The sequence below is a fragment of the Segetibacter sp. 3557_3 genome (assembly GCF_004354985.1).
In the GTDB taxonomy this organism is placed as follows: domain Bacteria; phylum Bacteroidota; class Bacteroidia; order Chitinophagales; family Chitinophagaceae; genus Segetibacter.
The window spans coordinates 310,402-329,011 of the sequence record NZ_SMSK01000001.1; the positions used below are offsets into that span (position 1 = coordinate 310,402).

The window sequence follows — 18,610 nt, forward strand, 5'->3', positions numbered from 1 at the left end:
TAGAAGAGATTTATGCGTTTTGAAGTTGAGGTTTGGAGTAATACTTATTTCTTAACCAGAATGCAACATTGACCAGGGCAATCAATGCAGGCACTTCTACCAGCGGACCTATGACTCCTGCAAAAGCCTGCCCGCTGTTGATTCCAAATACCCCTATCGCAACAGCAATGGCTAGTTCAAAGTTATTTCCAGCTGCAGTAAAGGCGATCGACGCATTTGTTGAATAATCTGCTCCCATCTTTTTGCCGATAAAAAAACTGACCAGGAACATTACAGCGAAGTATATGACCAAAGGAATGGCAATTCGAACTACGTCAAGCGGGATACGTACAATCAGTTCGCCTTTAAGACTGAACATGATAACAATGGTAAAAAGCAGTGCTATTAAGGTAATTGGCGAGATGAACGGGATAAACTTCGTTTCATACCATTCAATGCTCTTAAGGCTAATAAGGGCATAGCGGCTTATAACACCAGCGGCAAATGGAATACCTAGATAGATCGCAACACTCTCAGCAATCTGGCCGATTGTGATATTTACTTCCGATCCCGTCCCGCCGAAGAGCGGAGGTAGTACAGTAATAAAAACATAAGCGTAAATGCTGTAGAGAAGCACCTGAAAGATGCTGTTTAAGGCAACAAGTCCCGCGGCATATTCTCTGCTACCTTCGGCTAGTTCATTCCAGACGATTACCATAGCGATGCATCGTGCAAGCCCGATCAGGATCAGGCCCACCATATACTCAGGATAGCCATGTAAAAAGACCATGGCCAGGATAAACATAAGAATAGGCCCGATTATCCAATTAAGCAGCAGCGAGACGCCTAAAACCTTAGTGTTCTTGAAAACCTCTTTTAGTTTGTCGTACTTCACCTTTGCAAAAGGGGGATACATCATCAAAATCAACCCGATTGCCAGAGGAATATTGGTGGTGCCTGTAGAAAACGAATTGATGAAGGTAGAGGAGGAAGGGAACAGATAGCCAAGAGCAACACCCAGCGCCATTGCAATAAAAATCCAAAGCGTTAAGTATCTATCCAGGAAACTAAGTTTCTTCCGTTCACTGGCCGGAGCACAGTTGTTTGCAGACATTTTGAGCAGATTTAGTATTGGATTAATTGCAACATCCCGGAGCACAACAAGCTGCCTGCTCGGCAACGGGCTTCTCAGCATAAACTGTTATGCTTCGGATCCCGGTTCCTGACTGCTTAAAGTCTGCGTTTTGTTCAGCGGATAAATAATTGCTTAGGATATCATCAGGGATGACAATGGCCTTGTCTTTCTGAATGGTAAGGTTAGTGAAGCCATTGCTCTCTATTAGTTCCAAATAAGCGCCTTTTTGGATAGCACCAGCGACACAGCCTGCATACATTTCCGCAGCTTCTTTGATTTCGGCTGGTAGTTCGCCTTCCAACACGATATCTGAAATACTAAAGTGTCCCCCTGGCTTCAATACCCGGTAGATCTCTTTAAAAACCTCGTTTTTGTTGGGAACCAAGTTCAGAACACAGTTACTTACGATTACATCCGCGGTATTTGCTGTTACAGGCATCTTTTCTATGTCTCCCTGCCTGAACTCAACATTGTTAAAGCCTCTCACTTCATTATTTATCCTGGCTCGTTCAATCATAGCGGGTGTGAAGTCTATCCCTATTACTTTTCCTGTCTCCCCAGTCTCGTGCCTGGCAACGAAGGCATCATTACCTGCACCGCTCCCTAAGTCTATTACTACATCCCCTTCTTTGATCTTGGCAAATTGTGTCGGCAAGCCGCAGCCTAAGCCGAGATCTGCATCCGGATTGTAGCCCTCCAGCTCATTATAGTCGTCAGCCATGATGTTGTATACTTCCGTCGAGCAGCAACCGGATCCACAGCATGAACTTTGGTTGGTTTCCTTATCCTGCAAGGCAATCTCTGAATACTTCTGCCTCACCAGGTCCTTAACTTGTTGTTGAGTCTCCATAGTTTAAATTTTTAGATGTTTATCGAAATATTACGATGATCATTTGCAAAAAAAAGCTTAGCAGCAATTGCTGCCAGCTTTGTAGCTGTCGAACATTTCATTTATTACAGCCTGCGCCGCCTGCCATGCTTTAGGGTCTATACAGTAACAAACTTTGGCACCATCTATTTCCCCTTGGATCAATCCGGCTTCCTTTAGTTCTTTGAGGTGCTGTGATACGGTACTTTGAGAAAGCGGCAATTCTTCTACTATGTCTCCGCAAACGCAGGCCGACCGTTTTGCCAATAGGGTTAAAATAGCAACTCTTGCAGGATGCCCCAGAGCCTTTGCGATGTTGGCAACTTTGTTCTCCTTTACACTAAACTCATCTGATTTCGTAGCTCCCATATCGCAATATTACGATTAGTTTTAGAAACCAAAAACTAATTTTAAGATAATCCAAGAGCGTTTGGGTGCCTAAAAGCTCTTTACATGTGTTGATCTTTATTCAGACATGTCATTCGTTGATTTACCCGATCAATTATGAGGCGCTGTCACTTTCAAGGTTTAAAAATGACGTTGTTGATGATCTTTTCATCTACGACCTGGGAAAGCCCAATACTCCACTAAGCACTACGGTATCCCCGATCTCGGTCGTACTCATGTAAAAGCAGCAACTGCCGCCCTTTAGTATTAAAGCCCGAGTCCGATCAAAAGGTGAGTCATTCCGGTTTTGTATTTGAACTGTGAATTCTTCTGGCTTCTTTCTCCGACCTATGGAAATGATCAGAAAGCCAATTAAAATCAGCTTTGCTCATTAAACGTTTTCAGTCGTTGCCGAGTGGAGAAGAACGGTGAGATCGCGGTCAAATATTGATCCCGTTAGTCTCCAGACTTTAAAAGCCTGGTAGAGTCAATAGTAAAGTTTAGTCCTAGCATAGTCAGGCTGATTAGCCTTGTCATGTCCTGGATTTTTCTTAGTCCGTGATCGTTGGTTATTTCTATACCACACCGCTTGTTTGTAGGTTAAAGGTTTTTTGATATCTGTTTTTCGTTTTCTTTTTGCCGCCTTTTTTCGCCGATTGGGGATATGTTCAGCCGACTGTTTCGGCGTTACAAGCTTTGTAAAATGCCCTGTTTACCAAAAGCAGGAGCCTCTTCGTCTTCGTGTCTCTGGACCAGACTCATTTGTTGTGATTGTTTAGCATATTGATGCTCTTGAGCCATCGGTTCCATTGCGAGTTAGAGACGTTCACCAATGCGTTTAGCTGTGTATTGCTTGCCAAGGTCACTGACGTTAAACACGCACCTTGTTTTATGGTCCACATGGGTCAAGCCGTAGATTAATCCTGACTCATTCTGCCTGAGGACAGTACTAATTTTTTTTTTTTGCTGAGGTGTTAATCAGATCTGCTGATGATTGATTTGGACGGTGTAAAAAGGCCAGGTCAATTGCAGTTTTATTTCGCGACTTGAATGATTGCCGTACCTGATCGTTTGATGCGTGTTTGTTATTGAATACAATGTAATCATCCGGCACCTGCGTGTACGTCCTGGCGTCCGAGTAGCAGACAAGGCGATGATAATTGGAGACAATCCGGATCATCAATCATTGTCCATGTCGTTTACTTAAGCTTGTTACCAGAAATATGGTGAATAAAGTGATGCGGTAAAAGTGAGTGACACAACGATGGTGAATAGCATTCCTCCAGCAGGTCGCCAAAAAAAGGTTTTAAGTAAACGATATTAAATCCATATCGACCATTGTTATACAAGCTGGGTTATGGACGAAAACCTTTTTTGTACCGGCACACGCGACTTCGTTTGACGGACGCACCCAAATAAATGAGGCTGCAATGCATGTTAAGCTTCAATGGACAATTTCCAGCGAAGTGCTTGACGCCCAAGCCATGCTTCTGGCGACATGTGAAGCCGAAATCTGTAGACCCTATACCTCAACTTATATTTTTTTGGTTCAAATTTTCCATTATATTACCAAACAATTAACACAAACTAACATTGCATGCCAAACTTCCCTTGAACTGAGCAGCCGCTCGATTCTGAGGATTGCCCTTGCGCGATCATAATCTATCATCCTACAACCCGTCAATCATGACTCTTTTTACAAACAAGTATTTCTTATTGGTCAAATCCGCTTGGGAAATCTTATCGGCAAAAATTGCAGTCTCTCTTTTTATAGCGATCATTTTGTCTAGCAGTAATTGGGCCTATTCCCAAAGTGCTCCGAGATCGCTAAGGGTATCAGGGTTAGTAACAGACGTTTCAACTGGTGAAACTTTGATTGGCGCTACAGTAAGAGTACAAGGCAGAAATACTGGCGTACCTGTTGACCGTGCAGGTCATTTTTCTATAGAGGTGCCAAACGCCAATTCCGTTTTGATAGTGACATTTGTGGGCTACACAGAACAGGAAGTTCCATTAGAAGGCAAAACGGTGCTTGATATAAAGCTATCCAGAGTAACAACCAACTTAGAGGAGGTTGTTGTACAAGGTTTTGGCTTAACTACGAAAAAGAAGACAGTTGCCGGGGCTCAGGCAACGGTTAGTGGCGAGGAGTTGTCGCGCTCACGTGCCACATCAGCCTCCGGCGCGTTAGTAGGTAAGGTAGCAGGTGTAAACTTCAGGCAAGCTCAAGGCCGGCCGGGGTCGGCGCCGGATATTCGCATCCGTAACTTTGGCGGTAACCCACTATATGTAATTGATGGTGTACGACGGAACCTGGATGCTTTTAATAACCTGGACTTTAATGATATTGAATCATTAAACGTTCTAAAAGACGGCTCCGCTGCTATTTACGGCATGCAGGCAGAAAACGGTGTAATCGTTGTAACCACAAAAAAGGGTAAAAGAAATCAAAAGCCTACTCTGGGCTATGATAGCTATTATGGTGTACAACAGATCGTTAACTTCAATAAGCCAGCCGATATAAAAAGTTATATCAGAGGCATAGTACAAACCGAAACATACGGAAACGGTATTACAAGCACAGCTAATAGAACGATAACACGCGAAGAATACGATAAGTGGATGGCTGGCGGTAAGGGAGGTGCAGTGCCGGGTTACGAGGGATTTGACTGGTATAAATATATATACATAGATGCACCGCAATCGTCGCACAAGGTTTCTATTAGCGGTGGATCGGATAATGCAGACTATTATATAGCCGGAACTACCATATCGCAGAAACCGATGCTACGCAACTTTGGCGATGGTCTTACCCGCCACAATGTGCAGGCTAATGTTAACGCTACAGTAAGCAAGCGTGTTAAATTCGGTGTTCAATTGAACGGATACTGGTCAAGATTATCCAATACAAATATTCCCGGCGATGATTATGACTTTGCAGGCGAAACCTCATACCGTAACTTGCCAACACATCGCCCCTTTGCCAATGATAACCCATTATACCCGCAAAATTCAGCGGCCGGTGACTTCACCTATAGCTATGGTTTAGTAAGTCCGGAATTTTCCGGAGTTGAATCGACCACAAGAAGAAGTGTACAGATAAATGCTAATCTGGAAATAGACATCTTAAGAGGACTTAAGGCACGTATGCTTGGCAGCTATTCGTTTTTATCGAATCAACTTGACTCGCGCCGTAAATCACCCACACTATATAGCTTTAACGCAGCAACCAATTCTTATAATGTTGCTTTTTCTACCGAAAACCGGAATGTGGATCATGTTTTTACCAATACTGACAATACTTCAACCAACTTCCAATTAGAGTATAAAAGATCTTTTGGCAAGCATAACATGCAGGCAAATGGCGGTATGGAGACCAGGTTAAATTATTCACCACAGATAAGGGTTAACGGTGCGCCTCCTGCTAACAACATAGCTTTTGTACCCAATATCTTAACGTTTGTGACTAACGTTAATGATGACATCAGTGTATATACACCAAGGCATGGATATATAGTACGACTTAATTATGACTACGGTGGAAAATACATTGCTGAGTTTTTCGGAACTTATGATGGTTCGCCTTTATTTAAACCCAGCAAGCGATACGGGTTCTTCCCCGGAGGGTCGGTGGCTTATCGTATTTCTCAGGAAGATTTCTGGAAGAAAAGTTCGTTCTTAACGAAGATCAATGATTTTAAAGTTAGGGCCTCGTATGGTATTTTAGGCTTCGAAAATGATGGTAACTTCTTAACAGGTTATGATTATAACCCTGGCAATAACAATACTGCTGTGGCGGTTTTAAACGGTAACACTATAATTGGATCACAGGCAAGAGGTCTTAATTCTGATTATGTAACCTGGGGCCGCTCTAAATCGACCAACGTAGGTATTGACTTTACCTTGTTAAGAAACCGCCTAAGCATTACGTTTGATTATTTCAACCGTTTAAGGACGGGTATTCTGGCTCCAAGGAATGATGTGTTTGTGCCGAACCTGGCAGGTTACACTATTGGCAGTGAAAATCTTAACACCGATAAAAACCGCGGTATTGATGGCAATGTTTCATGGCGTGATCGTATCGGCAACGTTACTTATCAGATAGGAGGTAACTTTATCTACGGAAGAAATATAACGGGTTTCCGTTATCAACAACTTTTTAGCAGCCTTTATTCCAGGTGGCGAAATCCGGCTAATGACGAAGGCCGTTTAACGGGCGGAACATTCCAATTGATAACAACAGGGCAATTTCAAAACTGGACACAAATCGCTAATCATCCCATTGACCAGGATGGTAAAGGCAATCAAACCCTTCGCCCGGGCGATTTTATATACCAGGATACAAACAACGATGGTTTTATTAATGACCTTGACAGGCAAATAGCCACCTACGGTATAAATGGGGGTAACCCAATGCTAGGCTTTGGCTTCAATATGGGTGCCAGTTACAAAGGGTTTGATATCAGGATGGATTTTGCGGGTGGTTCAATGTTCACGTTTCAACAGGACGCTGTCAGTAACAATACTGCGCCAAACTTTATGCGTGAGTGGTTCCCTAACCAAAATACATCGCAATATCTGATGGATAACTCAAGTTATTATAGTGACATCTGGGATAGGAACAGTCCGATAATTGTCGGTAAATATCCGATGCTCTTGCAACAAACCCCTCCCCCCAATACAAGTTATACAAGCACGGGGTGGCAAACCAGTGTGACCTATGTTAAATTACGGAACATAGATATCGGCTATACCCTCCCATTCTCAGTAATGAAACCATTAGGTATCTCAAATTTTAAGGTATACGTATCCGGACAGAATGTGATCACTTTTTCGAACATGCCTGCAAAGCTTGATCCTGAAATTACATCCGGTGGCGGTCAGGGATATCCTAACCCCAGGATTTTAACCGTGGGTGTTCAAGCGAAATTCTAAAAGCAAATGAGTATGATAAAGAAAATATTATATTGTCTTATTGCAATCTTTGCGACAAACGCTTTGTTCACAGGATGCAAAAAGGATTTGACCGTTGTTCCAAATAGCCTGTTACCAACGGACGACATTTATACCGATAAAAACCTAATAACATCGGTGTTAGCCCGCTTTTACCAGCAAACGCAAGGCTATGGTGCGTTCAACGATAATTGGAACAACTATCAGCAGGACCCTGACGAGGGTGTAAATAATAACGGCGCTCCAAGTACCGGCAACCTTGTTTGGGGAAGAGACAGGTACCGTGTGATGGATTATGCGCTTATACGAAGAATAAACCAGTTCCTGGAAGGTATACGGTCAGATGTATCAAAAAAAGCAATGACCCCAGGTGAGAATGCCAACTTTGAAGCACAGGCTTTGTTTTTACGTGCCTGGAATTATTTTTTCATGACTCGTACTTTGGGGGGAATGAGTATTGTAGGTGACCAGGTATTTACCTACAGTTCAGGTATGGATGTCACGCCACTTCAACTGCATCGCAACTCAGAAGCTGAATGTTATCAATATATAATGGATCAATGCGATTCTGCTGCTTCAAAGTTTGCACATGCCGTCACAATCTCAAATAATAACACTAATCTAGGTACCGCACGCACACTCAACGGAGCTATTGCCAATAAATGGGCAGCTTTGATGCTTAAATCGCGTGCAGCCATAACTGCCGCTGCGATAGCTAAATATACACCGTTACGTGCGCCTGGTAATGTAATGAAAGATGCGAAAGGCACCGATGTAGTAGGTATTCCTGCCAGCCAGGCTGCTGGTTTTTATACTGCGGCCCTGGACGCTGCAAAAGACGTTATAGAAAACAGCCCTTATACTTTAATGTCAAATGCATCAAACCCTGAATATTCGTTTTACAATGCAACTACCTTAAAAGCAAACAATACCGAAGTAATATGGGCAACTGACAGAAAATCTCCTAATGTAAGAACAGAATATACCAGTGATGTGGCCCCCCTAAGCCACTCAGATGGGTCTAAAGGTAATAGCCTGGGTGCAACACTTAACACGGTTGAAAGGTTTGAAAACAGGGATGGGTCAGATCCTAAGATCAAGGATAGAGTTGGCGGTCCTACCTCTGCTTACGTTTTTTATGATGATGTTGAAGCGCCGTTTAAGGCAAAGGATGCCCGGTTATGGGGAACAGTTATATGGCCTAATGCGTTATACCGCGGCACCCCCGTATCATTAAAGGCCGGTGATTTAACAAAAACTACTTTGCCGTATACCTATGCTACAACTCCACCTTTAAGATCCGCTCCAAATGCATCTACCGGTCCAAACGGACCGGCAGATGTAAGCAGTAATTTTGTAAACAAAACAGGTTTTGGCGTACGCAAATGGCTCGACGAAACCGCGGGTGCCGGGGTATTGCCAAACTTTAGCGAAGTATGGTTTCCGCGTTTCCGCTTGTCAGAAGCCTACCTGATAGCTGCCGAAGCTGCTTTGGAATTAAACCAGGCACCAGTGGGTTTACCGTACATAAACAAAATTAGGGTAGACCACGGCCGTATACAACCGCTTTCCCTTGCTGCCTTTACGTTTGATAAGATCGTAAACGAGAACTTTGTTGAGTTCGCATTTGAAGACCACCGGGTTTGGGATTTAAAAAGATGGAGATTAGCACATGTTTTCTGGAACGGTGTACAAGATGATCCCAACGCTCAGGCGTTTGCATTATATGCTTTCCAGGTCAAAGTACCAGGGGATCCTAATAACGGGAAATGGGTATTTGATAGAAGGAGAGCCTACAGGCGTGTAACCACTCCATTTGATTTTCGTGCCGAAAGTTATTATGCAAGTATAGATTTGGGATGGATAAATCCTAATAACCCGAATTGGGTAAGAAACCCTTACCAATAACCGTTATCATCAATTGTAGAAAAATATGAAAACGAAAAATAGAATTTCACTTTTGATAATGCTGCTAGCTGCAGCAGGCTTTCTTGTGCAATCGTGCAAGAAGGACAATAAAGAAGCATACCCACCGTCAGTAGTGTCTGGTGCTATTACATACAACGGCCAGCCAGTTTATATGATACCTACTTCGAATGATCTTAACTCAACTAATAACACGCAGCATATATTTCAGTTGGTGCAAACTGCACCTCAGCCGTTGAGCGGAGGGTTTATTAAAGTTTTTGCCAAAAACGATGGCACCTACTCGATTAACACTTTTGACGGTGATTACATAATATCTACCGGTGTGGCTAAGAAAAACCCTTTTTTAGATGTTACGCCTGTCCAGTTTACGTTAAAAGGTAACATTAAAATAGACTTCGCAGTAACGCCATACTTTTGGGTGAGTAATTACCAGACTACTTATGTTGATTCGGTTTTTACAGCAACGTTCAAACTCGACAGGATCGTACCCACCATTAAAAATAGCCAGGGGGTAGATGTAGTAACACCCCTGGAGAATGTTAAAGTATATTTCAACACGACAAGACTAGCGGATATAAGCGGTAAAATCTTTGAACGTACTTTTACTACTCCAGCTCAAGGCGTGAACGTGAATGGTAATTGCACGATAAAAGTTGATTTAAAAGGCTCCGGAATGTCTGCCGCTGAAAGGAATGCGATGAAAGCTACTACAGGCTTACTATGGGCAAATGTAGCCGTCAAGACTTCAACAATAGCTGATGCGTTATACCAACAAGCAGTGTTACTGAAGTAAAAAGCAAATTTATTGTCTTCCGTTTTGGAATTCTACGCAGCTGTAAATTCACCGAAGTTTTAGCTTAGGGTTTTCTAATTGTTGTTGAACGTCATAGTTACAGCTAACGGTTTTTAATCTTGTTCAGGTTCTTACACACATTTTGCCACAACCTTTATTGGGAATGTAAATTATTCCAGCCCGGGTGTTGACTTCAACCCTTATTGAAATTCGAAAGGCCATTCTAATAATTTTGTAACAAGCATTCCGAAGCTAATACAAGAATTGATTATTACTCCTTATCTTTTTTCTTCGGCCCAGGTTTTCGTTTGATATAGAAAGGCTTGTTGTTCCTCGACTACTATGAAAAGTATGTTAAGGAAAACCGGACTGCAGGGAACAGGCACCTAGGCGGCAGCAATGCTATTTTCGCCAAAGCGCAAACTGTTATGGTCTGTCGCCAAAGCAAACGAGGTCAATTCGCTCATCTCTGGACTTAGACGAAACCTTCCCCAAGCGACCTCTGCACAAATAAATACCTTTTCTTTTTTTTTGGATTATCTTGATCTAGGGTTAATCAAAATATCTTCCACGCCGGCTATGATTTGCAAGTGTAAGCGCACGTATTGTCAGGTGTTTCTGGAGTATTCTTACGAAGGATCAAAAATCATTGTCTAACGACTTCCCAGGCTACCTTCTTATGAGTTGACACATAAACAACTGTGTGGTCTACGCAGTCAGCTTTCCTCTCGATTAACTCGACGTCAAAGTTTGTTCTTTAAGAAACGAAGTTCCATGTCTTCTTTGCCGTGCTGTTGGTCCTTCTAAAATGCGTAATGCAAAAACGGGATTTACAAAATTTACACTAAAATTTACAATCCAGGTTCCTGTTTCTGATCACTACCAGAGTATTTTGTTGCACCAACTTAAAAGTTTATCAAGATTACAAGAAATGTCTTAGACGAAGATCTATATTCTTTAAACCTCCAGTGATATGAAAGAAATTATGTACGGGTTCTTAGCTCTTTTGCTCCTTTTCGGTGTTTCCTCGTCTTCTCTTCTCAGTGATAGCCATCCAGACCCAAAAACAGAGACGGCCGGAACTGCAAAAGTTGTTTTCAAGTCTACAGATGGCGGACAAAGCTGGCAGGACATCAGCGAAGGGCTGCCTAAAAATTTGCGGGAAGATAGTATTCAGGGAAATAGCTTCTATGCAAATGATAAAGGACTGTTTTTGAAGGTTGGAAACGGACGCTATAACAGTAAACCAAATGCCTCAGCTCCTTTTTGGACCAAAGAGATTTTCCCTGACGAACCTAGCAGCGTTGCCGCTGGTAAGCCCCGAACAATTACCTTTAATTTCTGGGGTGTAAATTTGAAAACAAGAAATGGAACGAGTGTATGGTCGCCATTATTTGAAAATCATTACGAGCCACGAATACGCAGCGTTTTTGAGACCACCAAAGGTGCAATTTTCCTTGGCACCGCCAAAGGCCTTTTTAAATCTGTCAACCTTGGAAAAACCTGGAAACATGTCCATGCCGGAGGCTTGGTAGGGCATTTGGCAGAGTCAGATGGCGTACTCTTAGCCACCAGTATGAGAAGGATAATAAGATCCACCGATGATGGCGAAACCTGGACGGTGGTGAACAGCAAAGACGGTGTGGCTTTCGATGTAAAACACATAAAGGGTGGGTTCGCCGCTATAACTGCTAGTTCAGAGACGAATACCAGAAGCTTAAGGACATCTTACGACAGCGGTAAAACCTGGCAGCCAGTTGATGCCGGCTTTCAGAACAAAGTTTTTATTGACTTGATATGGAGGACCTGGGATGATCGCCCTCGTGTGCAAGCGTTCTTGACTTCAATTATCCAGGTGGGTGGAAACTTCCTTTGTACTCATCCTGACGGCATTTTCAGGTCATCAGACGAGGGACAAACATGGAAATTGTTACTTCCCTCTGTAGAAGATAAAAGTTTCAATTTATTTGTTTTAGGTAACGTGATCTATGCCATACCCAGCAAGGGTGGATGTTAAAAAATTCAGGTTAACAAATTTCATTCCGTGGGTGAAAGTTTCCTCAAGCCCTCAACTGGCCTATATGGTTTTGAATGACTATGATTTGTTGGTGTTTTAAGCCGATTTGATAATAGAGCTATTTGAGTCCTTTGTTCAAGGATTGCTTACTCAATTTTTGCACCAGCAAAGATGGTAGCATAATTAGTTTCATCAGCCCAACATGTACAGCGATCTTCTTGCCGATTGTAATACTTAAGTTGATTTTTGAGTCTTCCCTCATGCATTTGCCTAGAAATTGCTAGCATAATACAGACTTAAGAAACATAAAAAATGATGACTCGAAAAGGCAGACTTAATAATTACGCTGATTGCTTAAAGTAGTTGTGTTCACTATGGCAGCTGCTCTCCAACACTAATAAACAACCTACTTAATCTCTTCAATTATAACTTTGAAAGGTGTGTTGGAAAAATTACTGGGCGCGATTGTAGAACTAACGCAAATGACACCAGCGTTATCTTTGAATATCTTAATTGGATAAGCCTTAGTGGGTATTGATCTTACCTTGGTATAACTATCCATGGTGTAAACTTCTACTGTTTTTGTTTTTGTTCCCGCATAAATGTGACTATTAGCTACATCAAAATCGAAGGTTGTAAATTCAAGGTTTCCTCTTGGCAAAGTCGCTTCAAACGTCATGGTCTTGTTGTATATGGCACCAGAAGAGTGTGTAATATATTTATTTCCTGAGGGGAAAATTTCAAAAATTCTATGATCAAGCGGATAGTCTCCATGATACTTATCGTTGAGACGAGTAATAAAATTGCCGGTTGGTCCGAAGGAATAATAATCCTGGTCAACCGGGCCTATGTTAATTGTAATCTCGAGTAATTCTGTGTTAGAACCAGGTATTTTCTTAAACCTTGTTAAATCAAAATCTCCCGTTTCTGACACCAATGTTTTGGTTGATCGATTGTATACTTTTAAAGGCCGATTAGTCCAGGCAGCGGTGGACACAATAATGTATTATTATTGAAAACCACGCACGTTGAGTTTAGGCCCACATTTATCTGGTCAATTTTATCTAATGTTATTGCATCATAAACAAATATCCAGCCATCGTTGCGTGGTACATATAACTCTTTCTTATTATTGTATGTGCCCAGATCAGAGTATCCTATTACAGCTCCTGTACTTATTTTTTTGACTATCTGGCTCGACTGTAGACTGTATTGGGTGATGTCGCCGTTCTTATCGAACAAATAAAGCAGGCGGTCCTGAGGGCTGAAAATCACATCGAACGGGGTTGAATTTATTAGCTTAATCTCAGAACGTGTGTAGATCACCTTATTACTGGAAATGACAGCACCCGAAAGCAGGACTCCCCTAATCTCATATTCAACATAAGGGGTATAAGGAACATTCTTATCCGTAAATTTATTGATAGTCCTATCATAGATGGCACCTATCTGGGCTCCTGCATCCGTTGGATCTTCTTTTCTCCATACTACATATTGCCGGAAAGCAGCAGTATCTAATTTACTCCATGTTAATACCACCGAGTCTGCACTAGCTTGCGGATCGTGTAATACTATTTTATCCCTAAAAAATTCCGGAGTGGTAGAGACAGTGACGTCTTCTTTAGTACAAGATGGTAGTAAAGCAACAATTAGCAGCGCCAGGAAAAATTGTTTCAACATAGGATAATTTGAATGGGTATAATTTCCGTATAGAACGTTTTTGTTCCTCGCAAATTGTTAGGGGCTAAGATAGTTTTCATGTTCTCGTCCGAGCTTCAGTTCTCTTACAATTGTATGAAGCCACAAATGGACTTACAATCATTATTCAAACGCGTAAACCAACTGAAACACTAGAAAATTTCAGGTTGCTTCAGACAAACATTTTATACAGGACAAAGTGGCTCCACACTGACAATTAAAGCCGCTATCGCACCGTGGCAAAGCGCTCCCTTAGTAATGGAGAGAATCGGAGTCCGTTTCTCACTAACGGCTCATCAAGACGTTGCAAGCAGATAGGTTTAAATCGATTTACTATTGTTAGCCTTAAAGTTCTACGATGATCCGTTGACTTTGCCCAACCGTAGAAATGCTATTTTTCGGATGTGGAGCATTGGTAGCGACAAAACGGGTCTGTTCTCGTGGGAGGTCATATTCGTTTTGGCGATTTTAGGTTTGAAATGTTGGTAGATGACCAGGATTGCTCTTTCCTTTGTTAACATTCTGTATGTGATACATTCATTTTATATCCATTTTTGTTTCGTTGTCGTTTAGTTAAGTCGCTTGTCAATTAACCAGCTCAATAATGCTATGCAGTACAAGAGTGCGACCCACCAACAAATTGGGGGCACAGCGCAACGATGTTCGATCGCAATCCAGTAGTTGGGTCCAAAAAAAAATTCTTAGCTAGACGACATTGACTCTTAATTAAGTAAAAGCAAAAGAAAAACTGCTCTAAATTGTTTTACAATCCATTGAGGTTTACTATTACGCTTACACAAAATGCCTGATTTCCGTTTTCCGCAACCCGTTTTACGTTTATCGTAAATGCGAATTAAACTCGAAATTAAACAAGGTACCCTGTGGCTTGGGAACGAAATGAAGACGGCCAACTGGTGTAGGCACCTCAGTCTTCCTTTGGACGACGGCACAGGTGGTCACAGTAAATAAATGGGCGACCGTGGCTGTAGGCCACAGCCACAGCTTTGCCTTGAAAGCCGACGAAACACAATGGGCGTGGAATAGCATGGTCTGGGTCAGCTCGGCGACGGCACTGTTTCGACAAAGAGATCGCCTCAACAGACAGGAAAGTGGAAACCAACCGTGTGATGCTTTGGGAAATAGAACTATGGATATCATCCTGGTCGTTATCGACGATGGAACTCTTCGTTTGAGCCGGCTAACGTGTTATTTTATCAGTTGAGCAATAAACACATTTAAAACGGGCGGGAATAGAAACTTGCTTTGGATCCGGCGAGTTCTTGAGCGATAAAGATGGCTAACATCTGGCTAAATCTGTAACCAAGCCTTAATCAAGTTGATCTTACTTCATGGGTTTGTAAATACGTCTCAAGGCAATGTTGCGAACAAAATAAAATGTCAGGCTTGTTGGGATGAGAAAACGAAGTTCCTTCATTGTTCACAATCATCTTGCAGACAGGATCTATATAAAGATGTGTAGGTTTCGAAAGTTTGATTTCGTACACCTCTATCGCGTCTTTTACATTTTTGAAATAACATTGACCTTTGGGTAGGAACTTATATATCGACTTGTTGCTAATTACGTTTATAAACTCGCCGGAGCACAGGAAAGTTCCAGGATTTGCCTGCGAAGCTAACCTGGCGGTAAGATTAAGCGCAGAGCCAAAATAACCATTATTGCGTTTCAATACTTTTCCCACGTGCAAACCTCCATGGACTTCCAAGAAGTTGTATTCCTCCTGCGTTCTTTGCAATAAAAGTTCAGCTGTAGCAAGGAGTTCATCAGCAAAGTTGGAAACAATCAATACTTCATCTCCTACACGTTCTTGCAACTTACTGCTACCTATAAGTGAAGCGTTAACAATAGACAAATATCTATCAATCAAGTCGGCGGCAGATAACGAACCATGGGTTTCAGTTAACGCCGTATAACCTGAGAGATCCGCAAACAATATAGCAATATCCTGTTCCATAAAAGGAATCAACGCTTAAAAATACATTTATATAAAGACTTATGCAAGTAGTAAGGAACGATATGGGGAACACAAAATCTTACAAATCTTATCCATAATAGTGTAACCGGAAAGGTTCACCGTGTATCTAACTTTGAATTATAAATCAAAATAAAAAATGATGAAAAAGTTTAAAAGGCTGATAAGCCAAACATGTAAAAGTTGCGGCAATCCGAATTGCAATTGTGATGTATGTACGTGCGCTGAGTGCGTTTGCTGCCCAGATTAGTGCCATCAACGTGCGGGGTTGAGTAAACTTACAACCTCAGCGCAGATTGTAAGTTCTTTGTAATAAGGTGCATGTTGATGCACCTTATTTTTTACGAAAGCAAATCTGGCATCCGGGAATTATTGGACTATTCGTATGTTTCCCACCATTGTATTGTTGAATCTAATCATCTGGTTTCGCAATGTAGGGTCACCCTAATTGATAAAATCTTCTTGAATATTTGCCGTAAGGTTGGGTCGTATGGAGTCCTTACGTATTGAATTGGGATAATGGCCAAACTCATTGCTTACACATGAAATAAAAAGAGATAACCTTAAGAGGTGTAGTTTATGGTTGAGGTGAACAGTTATCAATATACGTTTCTGAAAAGGAAAATGTACATGTGTGAGACAGTATGAGCAATTATGTCTCTTTACTTTTACCAATGTTGATTGCTCCGTATATATGTGATCAAAAGGATTATCTAGTAATATGGTTGTTCTTTCACGCGGTTACTAAGGATTTGGCTATAACACTTCCATTTGGGAGTGTGTTGGTTTGCACATTTGATGCTTGATTACCGCAACAAATACCTTTAAAACAAGAGCCGACTAAGGATACAGGCTGTCTGCCGTTTTCTTTTATACCCTGCTAATTTTCTTTTTTTGGAGGCTTGAAATTAGATATGTCAACTTTTGGAATTGCCATCTTTTTACTTTTCTTTTCCTTTTTAATGTTCTTTTCCTTTGGCGGCTGAAAGTTCTCTAAATTAACTTTGGGTGGAGTCTTCTTCTGCTGGGAGTAGGAGTAGGAAGCTAAGCCAAAAACAAAACAAAAAAGAAAAAATAATTGCTTCATAGTAACAGTTTTTATTTTACCTAAGACTGAACTTTTGAAATTCTCCATAAACAGTGAGACACTATTCGTAGTAGTGTTCCATTTTGTCTTTTACGATTTTTTTAAGAAAATGACTCATTTTATACGTGTTTCAGGATGTGGAAACCGTGGCGCCGGAAGCGTAATGGTCATTATCTAGCCAGGCTTGACCTTAGGGGATCTGGGTTAAGGCAACTAGTTCGAATCCGCGCGGAATTTAAACCACAAAAAAAAGGATCTTTCGTTCAGACCCAGTACCTATTATCGCAAATGACTCACATCAAGCGATTATAACCAACGTTGACTGTGGTTTATTGCTGAGCGAACCTTGTCTCAGAAAAAATGTGTTTTTCGTTCCTCAAACTGCTCAGCTGCTCTTTACCATGCCCACGGATAACCGAGTAATAACTCACGCCGTCTTAAACAACGGTACGTTTCGACAAAGTACAAACCTTCTTCCGCAGGTGCTTATCCATCGACTTAGTTGAAGAGTAGTATATGTTTAAAAATATTTGTACATTAACTACAGCTTTATACAAGAAGGGCAATTGCTTCTGGTAACCATAAGTTACTGAACCAAGTTTTAACCACTTTATGGCAGCGTTGATAATTTTGATTGTTGCTGTGGCACTTATAGTAGCGTTATTGCCCTAACTAGGCGTCAGTAATGCTATTTTGCACAAGCGCAACTGTTATGGTCAGTTGCCAGTCGCGAATTGCCTACCGAAATTAATATGTTAAAGAGTGTGTCAAATTCGATGTTGTTTCTTCTTGTTGTTCTGTTCGGTTGCAAGACAGCTGAGAGAACATCGACGGTGTTCCGAGCACAGGAAGGCTATGTTGAGGCCGCTAATGGTGTGCGCCTGTTCTACCGTCTACTTGGGGCTCGCCCAGATACCTTGGTAGTTATTCATGGTGGACCCGGATTGACCATGGATTATTTTTTTGACGATCTGGCGCCACTTGCTGTCAATCACACACTTCTTTTTTACGATCAACGTGGTACAGGCCGGTCAACACTTGTTAGCGACTCTATCTCGCTTGATGCGCAACGCTTCGCTGAAGATTTAGAAGCGATACGGAAGTACTTCGGTATTAAAAAATTGGCATTGCTGGGACATTCGTGGGGGTCTGCGGTCATATCACTTTACGCAACCCGCTATCCTGAGAAAGTGGACAAAATGATCATTGTAGGTGCCCTCCCACTGCAACAGCATCAGTTGGGAGAAGCCTCCCGGAACTTGGAAGCTAGACGAGACAGTACCACCCTAAAGCGTATGCGTGAGTTACATGAAAAAAGTGTGGCCGATCCAGGTAACACAGCTGTTTGCACGGCTTTGTACGCACTTTGGTTTGAAGCATTCTACGGAAATCGTAATGCCGCGACACGCAGTAAAGGAGATTTTTGTGCCGGGACGTTGGAGTCACGCCGCAACAAAATGAGTAGTGTAGATCGTTATACAATGGCATCTCTTGGACAATGGGACTGGCGATCACCGCTAAGCAAGGTCCTAGCACCAACGCTCATCATCCATGGAACTGCAGACCCCCTGCCACAATCAGCCGCTCAAGAGTGGGCCACAGTTCTTCCTAATGGTCGGCTCTTACTGCTTAAGGGAGTTGGACATTTTCCATATCTTGAGGTGCCAAGACAATTCTTCCGGGCTGTTAATCATTTTCTTCGAAAAGATTAGTACGTGCAAAGCAAATGATGTCAATTAGCTCATCATTTAGTACCTAAATGAAACTTTTCGC

General features: G+C 42.0%; 12 protein-coding genes. 5 read left to right on the forward strand and 7 right to left on the reverse strand.

Annotation, left to right across the window (positions count from 1 at the left end; all coding sequences use genetic code 11):
* Nucleotides 1-10: 10 nt before the first annotated feature.
* The 3 genes from arsB to EXU57_RS01095 are packed head-to-tail and all read right to left on the reverse strand — an operon-like array spanning nucleotide 11 to nucleotide 2,351.
* Nucleotides 11-1,093, reverse strand: coding sequence for an ACR3 family arsenite efflux transporter (arsB, locus tag EXU57_RS01085; protein ID WP_133266316.1), 1,083 nt, complete (start codon nucleotides 1,091-1,093; stop codon nucleotides 11-13).
* A gap of 22 nt (nucleotides 1,094-1,115) precedes the next feature.
* Entirely contained in the window at nucleotides 1,116-1,964 is an 849-nt protein-coding gene (locus EXU57_RS01090) for an arsenite methyltransferase (protein WP_133266317.1), read from the reverse strand.
* Nucleotides 1,965-2,021: 57 nt separating this feature from the next.
* Nucleotides 2,022-2,351 (reverse strand): ArsR/SmtB family transcription factor, encoded by a 330-nt coding sequence (locus tag EXU57_RS01095; RefSeq protein ID WP_133266318.1) that lies wholly within the window; start codon nucleotides 2,349-2,351, stop codon nucleotides 2,022-2,024.
* Between the two features lie 1,704 nt (nucleotides 2,352-4,055).
* On the opposite strand from EXU57_RS01095, the gene EXU57_RS01105 reads away from it, so the two are divergent.
* The 4 genes from EXU57_RS01105 (at nucleotide 4,056) to EXU57_RS01120 (ending at nucleotide 12,061) form a co-directional block, all read left to right on the forward strand.
* The gene (locus tag EXU57_RS01105) at nucleotides 4,056-7,304 is read left to right on the forward strand and encodes a SusC/RagA family TonB-linked outer membrane protein (protein ID WP_133266319.1); all 3,249 of its coding nucleotides are present in this window, start codon (nucleotides 4,056-4,058) and stop codon (nucleotides 7,302-7,304) included.
* A gap of 12 nt (nucleotides 7,305-7,316) precedes the next feature.
* Entirely contained in the window at nucleotides 7,317-9,230 is a 1,914-nt protein-coding gene (locus EXU57_RS01110; protein ID WP_165957990.1) for a RagB/SusD family nutrient uptake outer membrane protein, read from the forward strand.
* Nucleotides 9,231-9,255: 25 nt separating this feature from the next.
* The gene (locus EXU57_RS01115) at nucleotides 9,256-10,044 is read left to right on the forward strand and encodes a DUF3823 domain-containing protein (RefSeq protein WP_133266321.1); all 789 of its coding nucleotides are present in this window, start codon (nucleotides 9,256-9,258) and stop codon (nucleotides 10,042-10,044) included.
* Nucleotides 10,045-11,017: 973 nt separating this feature from the next.
* Nucleotides 11,018-12,061, forward strand: a complete 1,044-nt coding sequence (locus tag EXU57_RS01120) for a WD40/YVTN/BNR-like repeat-containing protein (RefSeq protein WP_133266322.1) — start codon at nucleotides 11,018-11,020, stop codon at nucleotides 12,059-12,061.
* A 406-nt stretch (nucleotides 12,062-12,467) separates the two neighbouring features.
* Here the strand turns inward: EXU57_RS01120 and EXU57_RS01125 are convergent, their stop codons facing one another.
* The 4 genes from EXU57_RS01125 to EXU57_RS01140 form a co-directional block, all read right to left on the reverse strand.
* Entirely contained in the window at nucleotides 12,468-12,995 is a 528-nt protein-coding gene (locus tag EXU57_RS01125) for a hypothetical protein (RefSeq protein ID WP_133266323.1), read from the reverse strand.
* A gap of 29 nt (nucleotides 12,996-13,024) precedes the next feature.
* Nucleotides 13,025-13,741: a hypothetical protein gene (locus tag EXU57_RS01130; RefSeq protein ID WP_133266324.1), complete on the reverse strand. Its 717-nt coding sequence runs from the start codon at nucleotides 13,739-13,741 to the stop codon at nucleotides 13,025-13,027.
* Between the two features lie 1,349 nt (nucleotides 13,742-15,090).
* Nucleotides 15,091-15,732, reverse strand: a complete 642-nt coding sequence (locus EXU57_RS01135) for an adenylate/guanylate cyclase domain-containing protein (RefSeq protein WP_133266325.1) — start codon at nucleotides 15,730-15,732, stop codon at nucleotides 15,091-15,093.
* Between the two features lie 898 nt (nucleotides 15,733-16,630).
* Nucleotides 16,631-16,837 carry a hypothetical protein gene (locus tag EXU57_RS01140; protein ID WP_133266326.1) on the reverse strand — a complete coding sequence of 69 codons (207 nt, stop codon included), beginning with the start codon at nucleotides 16,835-16,837 and terminating at the stop codon, nucleotides 16,631-16,633.
* Between the two features lie 752 nt (nucleotides 16,838-17,589).
* Between EXU57_RS01140 and EXU57_RS01145 the strand changes: the two genes are divergently transcribed.
* Nucleotides 17,590-18,549, forward strand: coding sequence for an alpha/beta fold hydrolase (locus EXU57_RS01145; RefSeq protein WP_133266327.1), 960 nt, complete (start codon nucleotides 17,590-17,592; stop codon nucleotides 18,547-18,549).
* Nucleotides 18,550-18,610: the final 61 nt, after the last annotated feature.